Source organism: Novosphingobium sp. BF6, from assembly GCF_058273105.1.
The window spans coordinates 2767847-2786001 of record NZ_CM177775.1 but is presented as its reverse complement, the minus strand read 5'-3'; the positions used below and the strand labels follow the sequence as shown (position 1 = coordinate 2786001).

The window sequence follows — 18155 nt, the reverse complement described above, 5'->3', positions numbered from 1 at the left end:
GGACTGCCCGTGTCCTCGCCGATGTTCTCTATCGCCGAGATCGTCACGGCCATCGCCGAGGAAATGCGCGAGGTCGGCAGCCGGGGAACGGTTGCCGACTATATCCCGCCGCTGGCCGCCGTGCCGCTGGACAAGTTCGGCATGGCGGTGGTCATGGCGGACGGTGAGGTCCATGTCGCGGGCGATGCCGACGAGGCCTTCTCGATCCAGTCGATCTCCAAGGTCTTCGCGCTGACCCTGGCGCTCGGCGCGGTGGGCGACCAACTGTGGGAGCGGGTGGGGCGCGAGCCTTCGGGCAGTGCGTTCAACTCGATCGTCCAGCTGGAAACCGAGCACGGCATTCCCCGCAACCCCTTCATCAATGCCGGGGCTATCGTCGTAACCGACGTGCTGCTCGGGCGGTTGCAACCGCGTGAGGCGATCGGGCAGATGCTGCGCTTCGTGCGCGAACTGGCGGGTGACGACAGCATCGCCATAGACGAAACGGTCGCCGCCGCAGAGCGCGAAACGGGTTTCCGCAATCGCGCGCTGGCCAATTACATGCGCGCTTTCGGCACTCTCCACGGCGATGTCGAGCTGGTGCTGGGCACTTATTTCCACTTCTGCGCGCTTGCCATGAGCTGCCGGCAACTGGCGCTCGCAGGCCGTTACCTGATGGACGGCGGGCGGTCTGACGGCCACCGCGTCATCAGCGAGAAGCGGGCGCGGCGCATCAATGCGCTGATGATGTCCTGCGGGCACTACGACAATTCCGGCGACTTTGCCTATCGCATCGGCTTGCCCGGAAAGTCGGGCGTGGGCGGCGGTATTCTCGCGGTGGCGCCCGGAATCGCCAGCGTCGCGGTCTGGTCGCCGGGCCTTAACGAGAGCGGCAACTCGCAGCTCGGCCAGATGGCGCTGGAGCGGCTCGTCCAGCGCACCGGATGGTCGGTGTTCGAGCCGCGCGTGATCTAACTCCCCCAAGTTTCAACACCACTCTCAATACCGCTCAGGCTGAGCTTGTCGAAGCCCCTGGCGGCGTGGCGCTGTGCCTCCCATCCTTCGACAAGCTCAGGATGAGCGGGGTGTAAGACGCTCAGGATGAGCGGGGAGGGACGACCACAAGCATTGGGCAGGCTCTGCCCTAGACTTTCTCGGGTTGGCGCAACTGACCCGACTTGAGCGCGGGTTTCTGCGAGAGGCCGCCCTGCTGCATGATCTGCTCGCGGAATTCGTCGCGCTTTTCGTGGATCGAGGCGATCACCGGGCCCATCGCCACGCCGATCTCGACCAGCGCGGCTTCGGAAAGCTGGAGCGAGCTTTCGAGCGTTTCCGGCACCGAATGCGTGGCTCCGGCGCGGTAGAGCACGGCGGCGTGCTCGGCGTCGCGGGCGCGGGCGATGATCGGCAGGTCGGGGAAGTCGGCGCGCAGCTTGCGGACGATGCGCTGGGCAGTGACCGGCTCGTCCATCGTCAGGATCACCGCCGCCGCGCTCGCAGCGCCGAAGCGCAGCATCGCATCGCCGCGCCCGGCATCACCGAACGCGACGGTATAGCCGTGGCGGCGGCCGTCGGTGACGAGGTCGGTATTGCTGTCCACCGCGAGGTAGGGGCGGCCGTGGCGCGCCAGCATATCGGCGACCAGCCGCCCGACGCGGCCGAAGCCGATGATCAGCACGCGCGGCTTGTCCGGCGCCTCGGCGGGCTGGTGCGGGGTTTCCACGCTGTCCACCTGCCGGGCCAGCATCTTGCCGATCATCGACAGCAAGGGCGTGACCGTCAGTCCTAGTGCGGTGACGATCTGCCAGAACATCGCCGTGCCGGGCTGGATCAACTGGGCCGCACCGGCGGCGCTCAGCACGATCAGCGTGGTTTCCGAAGGGCTGGACATGAGGATACCGGTCTCGGTCGCGGTGCCGCGCCGGGCGCCCATCATGCGCAGCAGCAGGCCGGTGACGGTGGACTTCAGCAGCACCACCCCGACCGTCGCGATCAGGATCGAGGCGAGGTTCTCCCAGACGATCCGCAAGTCGATGCTCATGCCGATGGTGATGAGGAACACCCCGAGGGCGAGGCCCTTGAACGGCTCGATGATCTGCTCGACTTCGGTGTGGTATTCGGTCTCGGCGATCAGCAGCCCCGCGACGAGGGCGCCGACGATCGGCGAGAGGCCGGTGGCGCCGGTCGCCAGCGAGGCGAGGATCACCACCAGCAGGCTGGCGGCGAGGAACAGCTCCGGGCTCTTGGTGCGCGCCGCCTGCGCGAAGAGCGGCGGCAGCAGGTAGCGGCCCAGCACCAGTAGTGCGGTGACGACCAGCGTGCCCCAGACCAGCGTGTGGATCAGCCCGTCCACGCCCGCGCCCTTGGCATGGGGAGCAAGGGCGCCGAGCAGGAAGATGATCGGCACCAGCGCGATATCCTCGAACAGCAGCATCGCCAGCGCGGCGCGGCCGACCGGGGTGGTCGTGTCGGTCATCTTCAGGACCAGCGCGGTCGAGGAAAGGGCGAGGGCGAGGCCCAGCGCCATGGCGCCGGAAAAGCCCTGTCCGATCGCGGCGAAGAAGAAGGTGAGCGCGGAGCCGGTCAGGATCAGTTCCAGCGAGCCGAGGCCGAAGACGAATCGCCGCATCGCCCACAATCGCCCGAACGAGAGTTCGAGGCCGATCGAGAACAGCAGCAGGATGATGCCGAATTCGGCGAATATCTCCAGTCCGTCGGGGTCGGTGATCGTCACCCAGGACAGCCACGGGGTGTCGAACACCAGCCTCCCCAGCCCGAACGGGCCGACCAGCAGGCCGACGAGGATGAAGCCGATCACCGGGGTGATGCGGAATCGGTTGAACACGGGAATCACGATGCCCGCCGCGCCGAGGATCACGAGCGCGTCGGAGAGGACCGGAGAGGAGAGTGCGTTGCTGCCTGCCATTATCTTTCCGACTATGGCAGGCGCGGCGCGACAGACAATGGCGAAGCGGCCCTGTTCACGGGTATTTCTGCGTTTGCAGAGAAGCGCGCGCTCCTGCTGTCCACGCTAAAGTGTATCCCCTCGCAACTTCACTTGGCGTTCAGCAAACCGCTGGCTATAGACCGGCCCCATGTTCGAACGCTCGCGCTTCAAGATCGCCCTCGCCGCCGCCGCCACCGGGGCGCTCGTATTGACCGCCGGATGTGCCGGGCGTGGAGGCGGCAACAAGGATACCGCCTATGTCGCGCGCGACGTGGACACGCTCTATGCCGCTGCGCAGGAACGCCTGAATCAGGGCCGCACCCGGCAGGCCGCCGCGCTGTTCGACGAAGTCGAGCGCCAGCACCCCTATTCGCCCTGGGCCCGCCGCGCCCAGCTGATGAGCGCCTTCAGCTACTACGCCGCGCGGGACTACACCAAGTCGATCCAGTCGGCGCAACGCTTCCTGTCGATCCATCCGGGCAACAAGGATGCGCCTTACGCCTACTACCTGATCGCCATCTGCTACTACGAGCAGGTCAGCGACGTGACGCGCGACCAGAAGACCACCGAGCAGGCCAAGCAGGCGCTTACCGACGTGATGCGCCGCTATCCGAACTCGCCCTATGCCTCGGACGCCAAGCTCAAGATCGACCTCGTGAACGATCACCTTGCGGGCAAGGAAATGACCATCGGCCGCGCCTACGAGGCCAGCGGCAAGTGGCTGGCCGCCACGCTGCGCTTCCGCAACGTGGTCGACAATTTCCAGACCACCAGCCACGCGCCCGAAGCGCTGTTCCGCCTCGTCGAAGGCTACCTCGCGCTCGGCGTTCCCGACGAGGCGCAGAAGGCCGCCGCCGTGCTGGAACACAACTATCCGAACAGCAAGTGGTACGACCGCGCCTACAAGCTGATCGGCAAGTACGCGCCGCAGAACGTCGCGGCCTGAGGACTTGCCGGAAGGGGCGGCGCGCAAAGGTGCGTGACGGACGGTCTGGTATCCGCTAGAACGGATCGCGAACATGCTGAACCGCCTCTCCATCCGCAATATCGTGCTGATCGAAGCGCTCGACCTCGATTTTGCGAGGGGGTTGGGCGTTCTCACCGGTGAAACCGGCGCGGGCAAGTCGATCCTGCTCGACGCGCTGGGCCTCGTCATCGGCAACCGCGCCGACAGCGGCCTCGTCCGTGCCGGAGAGGCCCGCGCCACCGTCACCGCCAGTTTCGAGTTCCCGCAGCTTCCCCCGAACGTTCGCGCCGTGCTCGACGATGCCGATGTGGAGATCGAGCCGGGCGAGCCGCTGATCCTCAAGCGCCAGCTCAAGGCCGACGGCGGCAGCCGCGCCTTCCTCAACGACCAGCCGGTGGGCGTCGCCCTGCTGCGCGAGATCGCCCCCGCGCTCGTCGAGATCCACGGCCAGCACGACGATCGCGGTCTCGTCAATGCCAAGGGGCACCGCGCCCTGCTCGACCGTTTCGCCGGGGGCGATGTCGCGGGCGTCGAGGCCGCGTGGAAGGCCTGGCGCGCGGCGCAGCACGCGCTTGACAGTGCCCGCGCGCAAGTCGCCAAGGCGGCCGAGGATCAGGACCTGTTGCTCGCCCACCTCGCCGAACTCGATGCCCTGTCCCCGCTGGAAGGCGAGGAAGAGGAACTCGCCCAGGCCCGCGGCGGCATGCAGAAGGGCGAGAAGCTTTCGGACGATCTCGTCGCGCTCCAGCATCTCTGGACCGGCTCCGATTCGGCGCTGGCGACCTTGCGCGGTGCCTCGCGCCGTCTCGACCGGATCGCCGGGGAACACCCGCTGCTGGCCGAGGCGCTTGAAGCGCTCGACCGCGCCGTGATCGAGGCGAGCGAGGCGGAAGACCGGCTCGACCGCGCCGCCGAGGCACTGGCCTTCGATCCCGACGAACTCGACCGCATCGAGACCCGCCTGTTCGACCTCCGCGCCGCTGCCCGCAAGCAGGGCTGCCAGGTCGACGACCTGCCTGAAAAGATGCGCGAGATGCGCAGCGCGCTCGATGCCATCGAGGGCGGCGAGGAACATGTCGCCGGGCTCGAACGCACGGCGCAGAAGGCCGCGCTGGCCTACCGCGAACAGGCCGAGGCGCTGCACGACTTGCGCCGCTCCGCCGCCAAGCGGCTCGACAAGGCGGTCGCCGCCGAACTCGCGCCGCTCAAGCTCGATGCCGCGCGGTTCCAGACTTCGGTGATCCGTTTGCCCGAGGAGCGCTGGAACGCGCAGGGCATGGACGCGGTCGAATTTCTCATCAGCACCAACCCCGGCGCCGATTTCGCCCCTCTGGCCAAGATCGCCTCGGGCGGCGAACTCTCGCGCTTCATCCTCGCGCTCAAGGTGGCGCTGGCGGAAGAAGGCGGCGCGGCGACGGTGATCTTCGACGAGATCGACCGCGGCGTCGGCGGCGCGGTGGCGAGCGCCATCGGTGAACGCCTGGCGCGGCTCGCTTCGGACGGGCAGCTGCTGGCCGTTACCCACAGCCCGCAAGTCGCGGCGCGCGGGCGGCGGCACTACATGATCGCCAAGTCCAGCGAGGGCACCGTTACGCGTACTTCGGTGGCGCTGCTCGACGACGGCGAGCGCAAGGAAGAGATCGCGCGGATGCTCTCCGGTGCCGAAGTGACGGCTGAGGCTCGGGCGCAGGCGGATCGGTTGTTGGAAGTTTAAGAAGGGAAGATTCCGGGGGATGATCCCCCGGACCCTCGGAATGTCTACCTTTGCGCACTACCTATCCGTAGTGCGCTCCTTGCGGCGCAGCCATTAAGTCTCCCGACGCTGCCATGAGCGCACAACGGCCAGATTGCACCTGACCTCGACATTCCTGGGGGTGCAGGGGGGGCTATGCTCCCCTGCTTCTACCTTTTTCTTCCCTTTGCACCGAACGGCAGGAAGCCTAGGGTCCGCCCGATCAATCCCCCAGACGGACCCTATCCCATGCCCAAGTTCCTCCTCGCCTCCGCGCTGCTCGCCGCGACCAGTCTCGTTTCCGTTCCGGCGCTTGCTGCCGAGCCGGCCTACGACCTCGCCGCGCAGAAGGCGAAGCTGGCGACGATCCCGATGGCGGTGGACACCAAGTTCCTTTCGGCCGAGGAGCGCGACGTGGTGAACCTGCTCATCAAGGCTTCCGATCTGATGAGCGAGGTCTATCTGCGCCAGCGCTACGCCGAGAACCCGCAGGTGCGCCGCGCGGTCTCGATGAACCGCCGCGCCGACCGCGATCTGCTGGTCGAGATGTTCGACCGCAACTTCGGCCCTTGGGACGAGCTGGCCGATCTGCATCCGTTCTGGGGCACCACGCCGATGCCGGAAGGCGCGGGCTTCTATCCCGAGGACCTGACGCGCGCCGATTTCGAGGCTTATCTTGCCGCGCACCCGGAGCAGAAGGCGGCGCTGACCAGCCCTTACACGGTGGTTCGCCGCGACGGCGCGAAGCTGGTCGCGGTGCCTTATTCGGTCGCCTACAAGGAATGGCTGGAACCGGCGGCGAAGCTGCTCGATCAGGCGGCGGCGCGGACGAACAATGCCAGCCTCAAGACGTTCCTCTCGCTGCGCGCCAAGGCTTTCCGCACCGACGATTACTACGAGAGCGAACTGGCGTGGATGGACCTGAAGGACACGCCGATCGAAGTCGCGATCGGGCCTTACGAGGTCTATACCGACCGGCTGATGGGCGCGAAGACCTCGTTCGAGAGCTTCGTGACCCTGAAGGACCCGGTAGAATCGGCGGCGCTCGCCAAGTACAAGAACTATCTTCGCGACATGGAAGCGAACCTGCCGATCGCGGAGGAGTACAAGAACTTCCAGCGCGGTTTCGAAAGCCCGATCGCCGTGGCCGAGCAGATTCGCGGCGGCGGCGACAATGTGCCGGGGCCGCAGACGGTGGCCTTCAACTTGCCCAACGACGAGCGCGTGCGCGAGGCCAAGGGCGCGAAGAAGGTGATCCTCTCGAACGTGCTCGGCGCCAAGTTCGAGCGTATCCTGAAGCCGATGGGTGCGCTGGTGCTGGTGCCGTCGCAGGCGGCGCAGGTCGATCGCAAGTACATGCAGCTGGAGACGCTGTTCCACGAACTGTCGCACAGCCTCGGGCCGGGCACGATCGTCGTGAACGGGCAGACGACCACGGTGGACAAGGCGCTCAAGGAGCAGAACTCGGCGATCGAGGAAGCCAAGGCCGATGTCGCCGGGGTCTGGGACATCCTGCTGATGATGCGGAAGGGTGAGATTCCCGCTGCCGAGCGCCCGCAGCTTTTCGCCACGTACGTCGCCGGTATCTTCCGTGCGGTGCGGTTCGGTGCGGTCGAGGCCCACGGCAAGGGCGCGGCGCTGCAGTACGGCTATCTGCGGGCGAAGGGCGCCTTCACCTACGACGCGGTGACGAAGCGCTACACTTACGACGACGCGAAGATGGAAGCGGGCCTGCGCGACCTGCTGCACGACATGCTGATGCTTCAGGCCAAGGGCGACTACGAGGGCACCAAGGCCTTCATGGCGCGCTGGGCGAAGCTCGATCCGGAAGCGGAAGGGGTGATCGCCAGCATGGCCGACCTGCCCGTGGATATCCGCCCGGTCTATCCCGAGGGAATCTGAGCGCTCCCGCTCCCGTCTCTGAAGCCCCCCGTCATCCCCGCGAAGGCGGGGGCAACGGGATAGGGTTGGTCAGGCGATCAGTCTGCCCGCGACCTCATGCCCCTCAGGGCCGCATGACCACATGCCCGAAAGGCAGGCCGCGGAGGATGAAGTCATAGGCCTCGGCGGCTTCGCAGAGCGCGAATTCGTGCTCGATGGGAAGCTGGATCGTGCCGTGGCCCACCTGATCGAGCAGGCGCGCGACCTCGGCGTGGATCTGGCGATCGCGCATCGGTCCGGCGGGGGCGATGGTGAAGCGCGAGATGGCAGGGGCATTCGCGCCTTCCCGGCCGTAAGCCGGCGGCGCTATCGCGCCCGCTACCGAAATCGAGGCGTAGCGACCGCCGGGAATCACCAGCCGGACGAGTTCGGAGAAGCGCTCTCCGGCGCTGATGTCGAAGACGAAATCGACGCCCCGGCCCCCGGTCAGTTTCAGGCATCCGGCGAGCACGTCGTCCTTGTCGTGTGCGTAAAGGTGGTGCAGGCCGAGCCGGGCAAGCCGCGGGTGCCGCGAGGAATCGCGGGTCACGCCGATGACGATGGCTCCGGCCTGCCGCGCCAGTTGCGCGGCGACGATGCCGAGGCTGCTGGTGGCATGGTTGATGAGCACGGTCTCTCCGGCCCGCAGGCCGCCGCGCGTGAACAGGGTGCCGTAAGCCGCCGCAAGCGTATAGGGCGCGGCGGTGCCGACGCAGGAATCGAACCCTTCCGGCAGCAGCCATGTCGAGGCTTCGGGTGCGGCGAAAAGCTCGGCGTGGCTGCCGCAGCCGTTATAGGCGACTACGCGGTCTCCCGGATGGAACTGCGTAACCTGCGATCCCACCGCGACGACGGTGCCGCTCGCCTGGCAGCCGACCACCCCGCAAGGCGGAACTTCGGCCATTCCGGTGCGATAGAGCGCCAGCTTCACGAGATCGATGGCCTCGATCGAAACCAGGTCCACGCGGATCAGGACCATGTCCGCGCTCGGTTCCGGTTCGGGCGCTTCGCCGAACGTCAGCACGGAGCGTTCTCCAAAGCCGGAGCAAAATACAGCCTGCAAGCGATCCCTACCGTCTTCAGTTCACATACGAATATTAGACAACTCTGTATGAATCGTTTCTGGATAAATCGTTTGCACGTCAAGCCTGTCGCATCCCTGCTGCGTCCCGTTACGGAGCATGCTTCTTGATGGCAGGGCCGATGGCGGGCCGCAGGACGATGGAGGCGGTGCCCTCGGCCGTAACCGGCAGGTAGAGCCCCTGGCCGCTCGCCTGGATACGGCCGGTATTGGCCCGCCGGACTTCGGCGCGGATCAGGAAGGCGCCTTCGCGCTTGTCGTCGATGGCGCGGGCGATCTTGCCGAGCAGGTCCTGGTAGTCGTTCTCGAAATTCTGTCCGAGCGCGCTGGCGAGCGTCCCCGCCAGGCCCGGCGTGTTGGCGAAACCGATCAGCAGATCGCCGCCCACCGCATCGGTGGTGCCGCTGACGTGGAAGTCCGCGAAATCGACCTTGCGGGAGTTCTCGGCATTCACCGGCATGGCGGTCATCCAGACCGTTCCGTGCGCGGGCTTGATCCGCCCGGCCTTGTCGCGGGCGGTGAAGGTCACACCCACGGCGATGCGGCCGCCGGTGGTGCCGTAGATCGTCGCTTTCTCGAAATCCGCCATGATCGGCCCGAAGTGGGGGACTTCGAACGGTCGCTCAGCCCGCTTGCGCAAGGCGCGCATCAGCACCGGCTCCAGCTGGCGATAATCGGCGATCACGGGGATGAAGAAGGACAGCCTGCCCGCTTCCTGTTCGAGCGGCTGCACCGGCGGCAGCGGCTTGACCCTGGGGTCGGCGGGGCGCTCGCCGATGAAAGTCTCGGTCACCGCCTTCAGGCCGAGGCGCAGCAGCAGGCGATTTTCCCGAAGCTCGTAGCCGCCGTACTGGAGTTCCTCGGGCGTCACCCGCATCCAGACCGGCGGGTTCTTTTCGTTGAGTTCGAGCGCGGTGAAGGCCGATGCCCAGGCCTTCTCGATTTGCGGGCGCAGTTCCAGCCGGGCGAGATGGCCGGGCAGGGTGCGCTCGAGCCGGGCGATCACCGGCCGCAGCTTCTCGTCGGCCTTGTCGGTGAAATCGATGCGCTGGCCGAGGAAATCGAGATGCGGCGTGTTCGTCCAGTCGTAGCGGATGGCCACGGTGCCGCGCGGGGTCCAGTCGCTGCCGAGCGTCAGGCGGATCGTGGCCTGGGCATTGGCATCCGCCGTAGCGGTTTCGCGCTTGAGCACGCCGCCGATGTCTTCGGCCCGGAGCACGGCATGGAGCGGCATGGTCAGCACGATGTCGCGGCCCTGGCCGTGGAAACGCAAGGGGCCGCGCGTCACTTCGCCGACGACGCGGCATTTCAGGGTAGGGGTCTTGAGCTTGACGAAGGCGACCTTCACCTTCTTCGAGGCGACGCAAGTGGTCTCGGGCCGGTCGATCGACCAGAGCTTGCGGGGAATTTCCTGTTCCAGCGCGGCGGCAAGGCCGCTGACATCGGCGTGGAGAGGCACCGTTATCAGCGAGGCGCGTGGCTCCACGGCGATGGTATCGTTGGCGCGGGGCGGCGGTTCGTGATCGGCCTGGCGCTTGCAGCCCGCCATCGACAGGGCGAGGCAGAGCAGCAGGCTCGCTGCCGTCCTCGTTCGCCGGACGCCTGATGTCCTCATGCCGTGATTGCCCCGGATATGGCCCCTTGAGGCAGGAACAATACCCGAGGCTGGCGCCGGTTCCCAGCCCCGGCTTACGGGGTGAAGCGCAAGTAGGCGGCGAGGCGCGAGCCGGTGTCGCGGTCCACGTAGCGGCCCGGGGTGAAGTCGTCGCCGATCGAGGTGCCGGTGAAGCGCAGGCCCAGCGCGAGGCGGTCCATCTGGTGCTCCACGCCGAGGTAATAGTCCCAGTAGCTGCCGTCCGGCCGCAGGCGCCGCACGCGTTCGGCGGCGAGCGCGGTGTCGCGGGTGGAGCCGGTGCTGTAGCCGCCGCCGGCGTAGAGGGTCAGGGCGGTGCCGGGGATGCCCACGGTGGCATTGCCCTCCAGATAGAGGTCGCTGCCGCCGATCGCCTTCTGGGAGGGGGCGAAGCTGGCACCCAACGAAAGCTGGGCCGGGCCGATGCCATAAGCGAGGGTGGAGTTCAGCTCGCCATAGCTCAGGCCGGAACCGCCGACGAAGACATGCCCGGTCGCGCCCGCCGAAAGCGTCCAGCCGCCGGTGGACAGCAGCGAGACTTCTGGCGCGACGGAAAGGCCGAGGTCGGCGCCGCCGTGCCGGGCGCTGCCCCGCAGGCTGGCAGCGCCGAGATCGACCGAGACGCTCTGCGACACGGGCAGGGTGGCATCGAGCGAAAGGGCAGGCTTGCCGTCCGACCAGCTCAGCCCGCGCTCGCGCAGGTCCGTGGTCGCTTCGATGGAAACGCTGGGGGAGGCGGACTGCGCAAGGACGGTGGTCGGCGCGGCGAAAGCGGCGGCCGAGAGGGCCGCCGGAATCAGGAAACGGTTCATGCTCAGGCCTGTAGCCTGTTTTCAGTTCACCGCGAAATCGCGAGCGGCATCGATAGCGGCCAGAGTGTCGTGGTGATCGGCCGAGGCGAGCTGGCGGACATGGGCATCGATCGCGTCGGAGCGGGCGGCCACCAGCTTTGCGCCGTCCTCGCTGCCCTTGCGGCAGTCGCCGGGGTGGTTCTGGGTGAAGCTGCGAGTGCCGGGCAGGCGCGAGGCGATCGCGCGGCCGCCGCTCGCTGGCTGGATGCGGCGCTCCACGCTGACTTCGGCGCTGACGATGCAGCGGCGCGTACTCGGTCGCGTTCCCGGCGACATGCCGATGGCCTTGGCGCGGGTCTCCACATGGGTGACGTATTCCACCGCATAGCTGGCACCGCGATGGTCGATCTGGACGCTGTGGGCCGGCGTAGGGGCGGTTGCGGCGAGTGCGGCGGCGGTCAGGGCAAGGAGGCTCACGTCTTACATCCTCTCGTTGTGCCTAAAAACAAGGCATCATGTGCTCAATTGTTGTGCATGAGAGGTAGCAGGCGGAGGTGTCCGGTTTGTTTCCGGTGGTTGAATTTGCCTGTCTTCGGGCCGTTCAGTCGGTTGCAAAAAGCTGGCCGAGATCGGCGAAGGCCTTCATCTCGATGGCATTGCCGGAAGGGTCGCGGAAGAACATCGTGGCCTGTTCGCCCGCCTGTCCGGCGAAGCGGATATAAGGTTCGATGCCGAACTCGACTCCGGCCTCGCGCAGGCGGGCGGCGAGGGCCTGCCAGTCTTCCATGGCCAGCACGATCCCGAAATGCGGCACCGGCACGCCGTGGCCGTCGACCGGATTGGCCCCGGCATCCCCGCGCGCCATGCCGGGAACATGATGGGCGACGATCTGGTGGCCATGGAAGTCGAAGTCCACCCACGCCGCACTGCTGCGCCCCTCACGGCACCCCATGACCCCACCCCAGAACGCCCGCGCGGCGTCGAGATCGTGGACGGGAAAGGCGAGGTGGAACGGGCGCAGGGTCATGGGAGTGGGATAGCGGGGATGGCGAGGGGAGGCCAGCGCAGCTAAATGAGTTCAGGGTAATGGTGGTAATGCGGTTTAGCGGACTTTGCGCACGCTTGTCGCAATGTCGTACGAGGGGGGAGGGTTGCCTTCCCTCTTCCCGTCATCCCAGCTTTCGCTGGGATGACGACATAATTTTAGCGACGGCAATGCGGTTGTGACTGGACCTTCCAAGTCGTGCTTCAAAAACGAAAAAGACCGGCGATGCTTGCGCACCGCCGGTCTTTTCTTGACCTTCGAAAGAAGGCGCCGATCAGATGTGGATCGGCTTGCCCAGCACGGCCATGGCCGCTTCCTTGATCGCTTCCGAGTGGGTCGGGTGCGCGTGGCAGGTGTAGGCGATATCTTCCGAAGTCGCGCCGAATTCCATGGCCTGCGCGGCCTGGCCGATCATCGTGCCCGCCACCGAGGCGATGCACCACACGCCGAGGACGCGGTCGGTCTCGGCATCGGCGATCACCTTCACGAAGCCGTCGGGTTCGTGGTTGGTCTTGGCGCGCGAGTTGGCGAGCATCGGGAACTTGCCGACCTTGATCGCACCGCGCTCCTTGGCGGCTTCCTCGGTGAGGCCGACGCCTGCGAATTCCGGCTGGGTGTAGACCACGCCCGGGATCACGTCATGGTTCACGATGCCGGTCAGGCCTGCGATGTTCTCGGCCACGGCGATGCCTTCGTCCTCGGCCTTGTGGGCGAGCATCGGGCCGGGGATCACGTCGCCGATGGCCCAGACGCCGTCCACCTTGGTGGCGAAGTCGTGGTCGGTCTCGATCTGCGCGCGGGCGTTCAGTTCGAGGCCGATGTTGCCGAGGCCGAGGCCTTCGGTGTTGGGACGGCGGCCGATCGAGACCAGCACGACGTCGGCTTCGATGACTTCCGCATCACCGCCCTTGGCGGGCTCGACGGTGACCTTGGCGGTCTTGCCTTCCACGGTCACGCCGGTGACCTTGGTGCCGAGCTTCAGGGTCATGCCCTGCTTCTTGAAGATCTTGCCGGCTTCACGGCGCACTTCGCCGTCCATGCCCGGCAGGAGCTGGTCGAGGAATTCGACGACGGTGACTTCCGCGCCGAGACGGCGCCAGACCGAACCGAGTTCGAGGCCGATCACGCCGCCGCCGATGACGACCATCTTCTTGGGAACGGCCTTCAGTTCGAGCGCGCCGGTCGAATCCACGACCACGCCGCCGGCGTTGTCGATCTCGACGCCCGGAAGCGGGGTGACCGAGGAGCCGGTGGCGATCACGATGTTCTTGGCGGTCACGGTCTTGCCCGCGACCTCGACGCTGTGCGCGTCCTTGAACTGGGCGTAGCCCTTCAGCCAGTCGATCTTGTTCTTCTTGAACAGGAATTCGATGCCGCCGGTCAGGCCCTTCACCGCGTCGAGGCGCTGGCCCTGCATGGTGTCGAGGTCCAGCTCGGGCGTGACCTTGATGCCCATCTTGGCCATCGAGCCGCCTTCCTTCGCCGCTTCGAAATATTCCGAAGCGTGGAGCAGGGCTTTCGAGGGGATGCAGCCGACGTTGAGGCAGGTGCCGCCCAGCGTCTCGCGGCCTTCGGCGCAGGCGGTCTTCAGACCGAGCTGCGCGGCGCGGATCGCTGCGACATAACCGCCGGGGCCGGCACCGATGACAAGGACGTCGTAATCGTAATCAGCCATTGTTTAGGCCTCCGTCGCGCTAAGGGGCTTCGACAAGCTCAGCCTGAGCGGGAATTGGTATTCAAGTCAATCGAACCCGCTCACCCTGAGCCTGTCGAAGGGTGTTAGGGCTTGCCGCTCCGCCTGCCGTGAAGACAGGTGGAGCGGCGAGGCAACCTCAGAGGTCGATGAGGAGACGGGTGGGATCCTCGATCGCTTCCTTGATGGTCTTGAGCGCGGTGACGGCTTCGCGGCCGTCGATGATGCGGTGGTCGTAAGACAGCGCGATGTACATCATCGGGCGGATCACGATCTCGCCGTTACGCACCACGGCGCGGTCCTCGATGCGGTGCAGGCCGAGCACGGCCGACTGCGGCGGGTTGATGATCGGGGTCGACATCAGGCCGCCGAACACGCCGCCGTTCGAGATGGTGAAGGTGCCGCCGGTCATGTCGGCCATGGTCAGCGTGCCTTCCTTGGCCTTCTTGCCGAATTCGGCAATGGCCTTCTCGATGCCCGCGAAGCCCAGTTTGTCGCAGTCCTTCACGACCGGAACGACGAGGCCGTTCGGGGCCGAGACGGCGACCGAGATGTCGACGTAGTCGTGGTAGACGATCTCGTCACCGTCGATCTGCGCGTTGACGGCTGGGATGTCCTTGAGCGCGAGGACCGAAGCCTTGGCGAAGAACGACATGAAGCCCAGCTTGATGCCATGCTTCTTCTGGAACACGTCCTTGTACTTCTCGCGCGCCTCGATGACGGCCGACATGTCGACGTCGTTGAAGGTGGTGAGCAGTGCGGCGTTGTCCTGGGCGGACTTCAGGCGCTTGGCGATGGTCTGGCGCAGGCGCGTCATCTTGACGCGTTCCTCGCTACGGGCTGCCGGAGCGGTCGCAGCCGAGGCGGCTACAGGCGCCGAGGCGGGCTTGTTCTTGGCCGCTTCGAGGACGTCGTCCTTGGTGATGCGGCCGTCCTTGCCGGTGCCCTTGATGGTCGCCGGGTCGATGCCGTGTTCCAGGATCGCGCGGCGCACGGCCGGCGAGAGGACCGAGGAACCGGCCGAACCTTCGTCCGCCGCGGCAGCAGCCGGGGCGACGGCGGCGGCAGCGGGGGCCGGAGCCGGGGCTGCTGCTGCGGGAGCAGCGGCGGCCTTCGGCGCGGCGGCACCGCCGGTGCCTTCCTCGATCGTGGCGATCAGGGCGCCGACGACGACGGTGTCGCCTTCCTTGGCGATCTGCTGGCCCATGACGCCCGCGTGGGGCGCCATGACGTCGATCGCGACCTTGTCGGTCTCGAGGCTGGCGATGGGCTCGTCAGCGGCAACGGCTTCGCCGGGCTGCTTCAGCCATTGGCCGATGGTGGCTTCGGCGACGGATTCCCCAAGGACGGGGACCTTGACTTCGGTGGTCATGATTTATCTCAAGCCTTCTGCTTGCGACGGAGTTCGGAACGAACGGAAAGATGCAGCGCGTCGGCAACCAGCGCGGCCTGTTCGGCAACGTGGCGCTTGGCGAGACCGGTGGCCGGCGAGGCCGAGGCATTGCGGCCGGCGTAGCGCGGACGCGGCTGGGACACGCCTGCTTCGACGGCGGCAGCCTCGATCTGCGATTCGACGAAGAACCAGGAACCGTTGTTCTGCGGTTCTTCCTGACACCACACGACCTCTTCGAGGTTCGGCATGCGCGCAAGGCGCTGGGCCAGCGGCTCGCCCGGGAAGGGATAGAGCTGCTCGATGCGGATGATCTGGGTATCGTCGATCTCGGCGGCATCGCGGGCTTCGAGCAGGTCGTAGAAGACCTTGCCAGAGCACAGGATGACCTTCTTGGTCGCGGCGTCTTCCGAGCCCTTGGGGTCGGAGAGGATGCGCGAGAAGGTGCCGCTGGTGAACTCCGAGGCAGCCGATTTCGCCAGCGGGTGGCGAAGCAGCGACTTCGGGGTCATGATGATCAGCGGCTTGCGGAACGGACGGTGCATCTGACGGCGCAGAACGTGGAAGTAGTTCGCGGGCGTCGTGATGTTGCAGACCTGGATGTTATCCTGCGCGCAGAGCTGCAGGTAACGCTCCAGACGCGCCGACGAGTGCTCCGGACCCTGGCCTTCGTAGCCGTGGGGCAGCAGCATGACGAGGCCGTTGGCGCGCAGCCACTTGGACTCGGCCGAGGCGACGTACTGGTCGATGATGATCTGCGCACCGTTGGCGAAGTCGCCGAACTGGGCTTCCCAGAGCACGAGCGTCTTCGGATCGGCGCTGGCGAAGCCGTACTCGAAGCCGAGCACGCCATATTCCGACAGCGTCGAGTTCAGCACTTCGAAGCGGCCGTGGGGCAGGGTGGTCAGCGGCGTGTACTTGCGCTCGTCCGTCTGGTCGACCCAGACCGAGTGACGCTGCGAGAAGGTACCGCGTTCGCAGTCCTGGCCCGAGAGGCGCACGTTGTAGCCCTCGGTAACGAGGCTGCCGAAAGCGAGCGCTTCCGCCGTGGCCCAGTCGAAGCCGTCGCCCGACTTGAACATCTCTTCCTTGGCCGCGAGCACGCGGGCCAGGGTCTTGTGGACGGTCAGGCCTTCGGGCACCGTGGTCAGGGTACGGCCGAGGCTGTCGAACAGCTTGTTCTCGATCGTGGTGTCGACGTTGCGGCGCGCGGTTTCGGGATCGGCGGGCTTGTGGAAGCCGCTCCACTGGCCGGAGAACCAGTCGGCCTGGTTGGCCTTGTAGGTCTTGGCCGCCTCGAACTGTTCTTCGAGGTGTGCGGTGAATTCCGATTCCGTCTGGGCGAGGAACGTGTCGTCGATGACGCCTTCCTGCTTCAGGCGATCGCCATAGATCTTGCTGACCGGCGGGTGCTGGCGGATCTTCTGGTACATCAGCGGCTGCGTGAAGCCGGGCTCGTCGCCTTCGTTGTGGCCGAAGCGGCGATAGCACCACATGTCGATCACGATGTCGCGGCCGAAGGTCTGGCGATAGTCGATCGCCAGCTTGCAGGCGAAGGTCACCGCAGCCGGATCGTCGCCGTTGACGTGCAGGATCGGGGCCTGAACGCCCTTCGCCACGTCGGACGGGTACGGCGAGTTGCGCGCGAACTGCGGGCTCGTCGTGAAGCCGATCTGGTTATTGATGATGAAGTGGATGCAGCCGCCGGTGTTGTAGCCCTTCACGCCCGAGAGGCCGAAGCACTCCCAGATGATGCCCTGGCCGGCGAAGGCCGCGTCACCGTGGATCAAGACCGGCAGGACCTGCTTGTGCTTGGCGCCCGGACCGATGTCGTCGCCGATGTCGTCGGCGATGGTCTGGTAGGCGCGAACCTTGCCGAGCACGACCGGATCGACGGTTTCGAGGTGCGACGGGTTGGGCATCAGGCTCATGTGGACCTTGATACCGTCGAACTCACGGTCGGCCGAAGTGCCGAGGTGGTACTTCACGTCGCCCGAGCCGCCGACGTCTTCCGGGTTGGCGGTGCCGCCCGAGAATTCGTGGAAGATGACCTTGTAGGGCTTGGCAAGGACGTTCGCGAGCACGTTCAGGCGGCCGCGGTGGGCCATGCCGTAAACGATTTCCTTCACGCCCAGCGTGCCGCCGTACTTGATCACGGCTTCGAGCGCCGGGATCATGGCTTCGCCGCCGTCCAGGCCGAAGCGCTTGGTGCCGACGTACTTCTTGCCGAGGAACTTCTCGTACTGCTCGCCGCGCACGACGGCCTGAAGGATCGCCTTCTTGCCTTCGGGGGTGAACTCGATTTCCTTGTTCGCCCCTTCCATGCGCTCCTGGAGGAAACGGCGTTCCTCGACATCGGAGATGTGCATGTATTCGAGGCCGACCTTGCCGCAATAGTTCGCGCGCAGGATCTGGACGATCTCGCGAACGGTCGTCCATTCCAGGCCGAGCGCACCGCCGACATAGACCTGACGGTCCTGCGCGGCGCCTACGAAGCCGTGGTATTCGGGGGTGAGATCGGCGGGAAGCTGGCGCTGGTTGAGGCCGAGCGGGTCGAGATCGGCTGCCAGATGACCGCGCACGCGATATGTGCGGATCAGCATCATGGCGCGGATGGCGTCGGCCGCAGCTTCGTCTATGCGGGACTGGTCGACCTTCTGACCACCCTTGGCGGCGGCCTTCTCGATCTTGACCTTGAGGGCGCTGGGGTCGAGGCCCTGCGTCAGGTCGTCCTCGAATTCCGCGCCGACGAGCGGCCAGTTCTTGCGTTGCCAGCTCGGACCGGCCTGCGGGCCGTCGAGAATATCATCGGGGGTGAAGTCGAAACTTTCGTCGCCCATCGGGTGTCACCTTTTGTCGCGCCGGAAAACCGCCGGCCCTACCATAGTAACTATGGCAAATTCGTTATAGCGACCGATGGTCCCGAATGGGGGGAGGGGCCGGTTCGTTCGCATCGCATCCGCTCGCGCTAACGCGC

The 18155-nt window shown here is 66.4% G+C and carries 13 protein-coding genes; 4 read left to right on the top strand and 9 right to left on the bottom strand.

What is annotated here, in order from left to right; translation table 11 throughout:
* Positions 1 to 21 precede the first annotated feature (21 nt).
* Positions 22 to 954 (top strand): glutaminase, encoded by a 933-nt coding sequence (locus AC4D6D_RS13620; RefSeq protein WP_491325719.1) that lies wholly within the window; start codon positions 22 to 24, stop codon positions 952 to 954.
* A 169-nt stretch (positions 955 to 1123) separates the two neighbouring features.
* Here AC4D6D_RS13620 and AC4D6D_RS13615 read toward each other — a convergent pair whose 3' ends face one another.
* Entirely contained in the window at positions 1124 to 2905 is a 1782-nt protein-coding gene (locus AC4D6D_RS13615) for a cation:proton antiporter domain-containing protein (protein WP_147218952.1), read from the bottom strand.
* Positions 2906 to 3074: 169 nt separating this feature from the next.
* Here AC4D6D_RS13615 and AC4D6D_RS13610 point away from each other — a divergent pair, with 169 nt between their 5' ends.
* From AC4D6D_RS13610 to AC4D6D_RS13600, 3 genes are all read left to right on the top strand, one after another.
* Positions 3075 to 3872 (top strand): outer membrane protein assembly factor BamD, encoded by a 798-nt coding sequence (locus AC4D6D_RS13610; protein ID WP_147218955.1) that lies wholly within the window; start codon positions 3075 to 3077, stop codon positions 3870 to 3872.
* Between the two features lie 73 nt (positions 3873 to 3945).
* A complete protein-coding gene (gene recN, locus AC4D6D_RS13605; RefSeq protein ID WP_491325718.1) occupies positions 3946 to 5607 on the top strand; it encodes a DNA repair protein RecN in 1662 nt (553 codons plus the stop codon).
* 267 nt (positions 5608 to 5874) lie between these two features.
* Positions 5875 to 7527, top strand: a complete 1653-nt coding sequence (locus AC4D6D_RS13600) for a DUF8614 domain-containing protein (RefSeq protein ID WP_491325717.1) — start codon at positions 5875 to 5877, stop codon at positions 7525 to 7527.
* Between the two features lie 103 nt (positions 7528 to 7630).
* Here AC4D6D_RS13600 and AC4D6D_RS13595 read toward each other — a convergent pair whose 3' ends face one another.
* The 8 genes from AC4D6D_RS13595 to AC4D6D_RS13560 all read right to left on the bottom strand — a co-directional run bounded on the left by AC4D6D_RS13595 (position 7631) and on the right by AC4D6D_RS13560 (position 18018).
* A complete protein-coding gene (locus tag AC4D6D_RS13595; protein ID WP_147218961.1) occupies positions 7631 to 8569 on the bottom strand; it encodes a quinone oxidoreductase family protein in 939 nt (312 codons plus the stop codon).
* Positions 8570 to 8717: 148 nt separating this feature from the next.
* Positions 8718 to 10241, bottom strand: a complete 1524-nt coding sequence (locus tag AC4D6D_RS13590) for a DUF4403 family protein (protein WP_491325716.1) — start codon at positions 10239 to 10241, stop codon at positions 8718 to 8720.
* 74 nt (positions 10242 to 10315) lie between these two features.
* Positions 10316 to 11071: a TorF family putative porin gene (locus tag AC4D6D_RS13585; protein WP_491325715.1), complete on the bottom strand. Its 756-nt coding sequence runs from the start codon at positions 11069 to 11071 to the stop codon at positions 10316 to 10318.
* A 21-nt stretch (positions 11072 to 11092) separates the two neighbouring features.
* Entirely contained in the window at positions 11093 to 11527 is a 435-nt protein-coding gene (locus AC4D6D_RS13580) for a hypothetical protein (RefSeq protein WP_147218968.1), read from the bottom strand.
* Positions 11528 to 11651: 124 nt separating this feature from the next.
* Positions 11652 to 12077, bottom strand: coding sequence for a VOC family protein (locus tag AC4D6D_RS13575; protein WP_491325714.1), 426 nt, complete (start codon positions 12075 to 12077; stop codon positions 11652 to 11654).
* Positions 12078 to 12369: 292 nt separating this feature from the next.
* Positions 12370 to 13770: a dihydrolipoyl dehydrogenase gene (gene lpdA, locus AC4D6D_RS13570; protein WP_159829428.1), complete on the bottom strand. Its 1401-nt coding sequence runs from the start codon at positions 13768 to 13770 to the stop codon at positions 12370 to 12372.
* Positions 13771 to 13927: 157 nt separating this feature from the next.
* Complete coding sequence (gene odhB, locus AC4D6D_RS13565) at positions 13928 to 15160, bottom strand: 2-oxoglutarate dehydrogenase complex dihydrolipoyllysine-residue succinyltransferase (protein ID WP_491325713.1); 1233 nt, start codon at positions 15158 to 15160, stop codon at positions 13928 to 13930.
* 8 nt (positions 15161 to 15168) lie between these two features.
* On the bottom strand, positions 15169 to 18018 hold the full coding sequence (locus AC4D6D_RS13560) for a 2-oxoglutarate dehydrogenase E1 component (protein ID WP_147218975.1): 2850 nt from the start codon (positions 18016 to 18018) through the stop codon (positions 15169 to 15171).
* Between the last annotated feature and the right edge of the window lie 137 nt (positions 18019 to 18155).

Coding starts and splice junctions, on each gene's coding strand:
- AC4D6D_RS13620 (WP_491325719.1), top strand. CDS start 22: ATGTTCTCTATCGCCGAGATCGTCACGGCCATCGCCGAGGAAATGCGC.
- AC4D6D_RS13615 (WP_147218952.1), bottom strand. CDS start 2,905: ATGGCAGGCAGCAACGCACTCTCCTCTCCGGTCCTCTCCGACGCGCTC.
- AC4D6D_RS13610 (WP_147218955.1), top strand. CDS start 3,075: ATGTTCGAACGCTCGCGCTTCAAGATCGCCCTCGCCGCCGCCGCCACC.
- recN (WP_491325718.1), top strand. CDS start 3,946: ATGCTGAACCGCCTCTCCATCCGCAATATCGTGCTGATCGAAGCGCTC.
- AC4D6D_RS13600 (WP_491325717.1), top strand. CDS start 5,875: ATGCCCAAGTTCCTCCTCGCCTCCGCGCTGCTCGCCGCGACCAGTCTC.
- AC4D6D_RS13590 (WP_491325716.1), bottom strand. CDS start 10,241: ATGAGGACATCAGGCGTCCGGCGAACGAGGACGGCAGCGAGCCTGCTG.
- AC4D6D_RS13585 (WP_491325715.1), bottom strand. CDS start 11,071: ATGAACCGTTTCCTGATTCCGGCGGCCCTCTCGGCCGCCGCTTTCGCC.
- AC4D6D_RS13575 (WP_491325714.1), bottom strand. CDS start 12,077: ATGACCCTGCGCCCGTTCCACCTCGCCTTTCCCGTCCACGATCTCGAC.
- lpdA (WP_159829428.1), bottom strand. CDS start 13,770: ATGGCTGATTACGATTACGACGTCCTTGTCATCGGTGCCGGCCCCGGC.
- odhB (WP_491325713.1), bottom strand. CDS start 15,160: ATGACCACCGAAGTCAAGGTCCCCGTCCTTGGGGAATCCGTCGCCGAA.
- AC4D6D_RS13560 (WP_147218975.1), bottom strand. CDS start 18,018: ATGGGCGACGAAAGTTTCGACTTCACCCCCGATGATATTCTCGACGGC.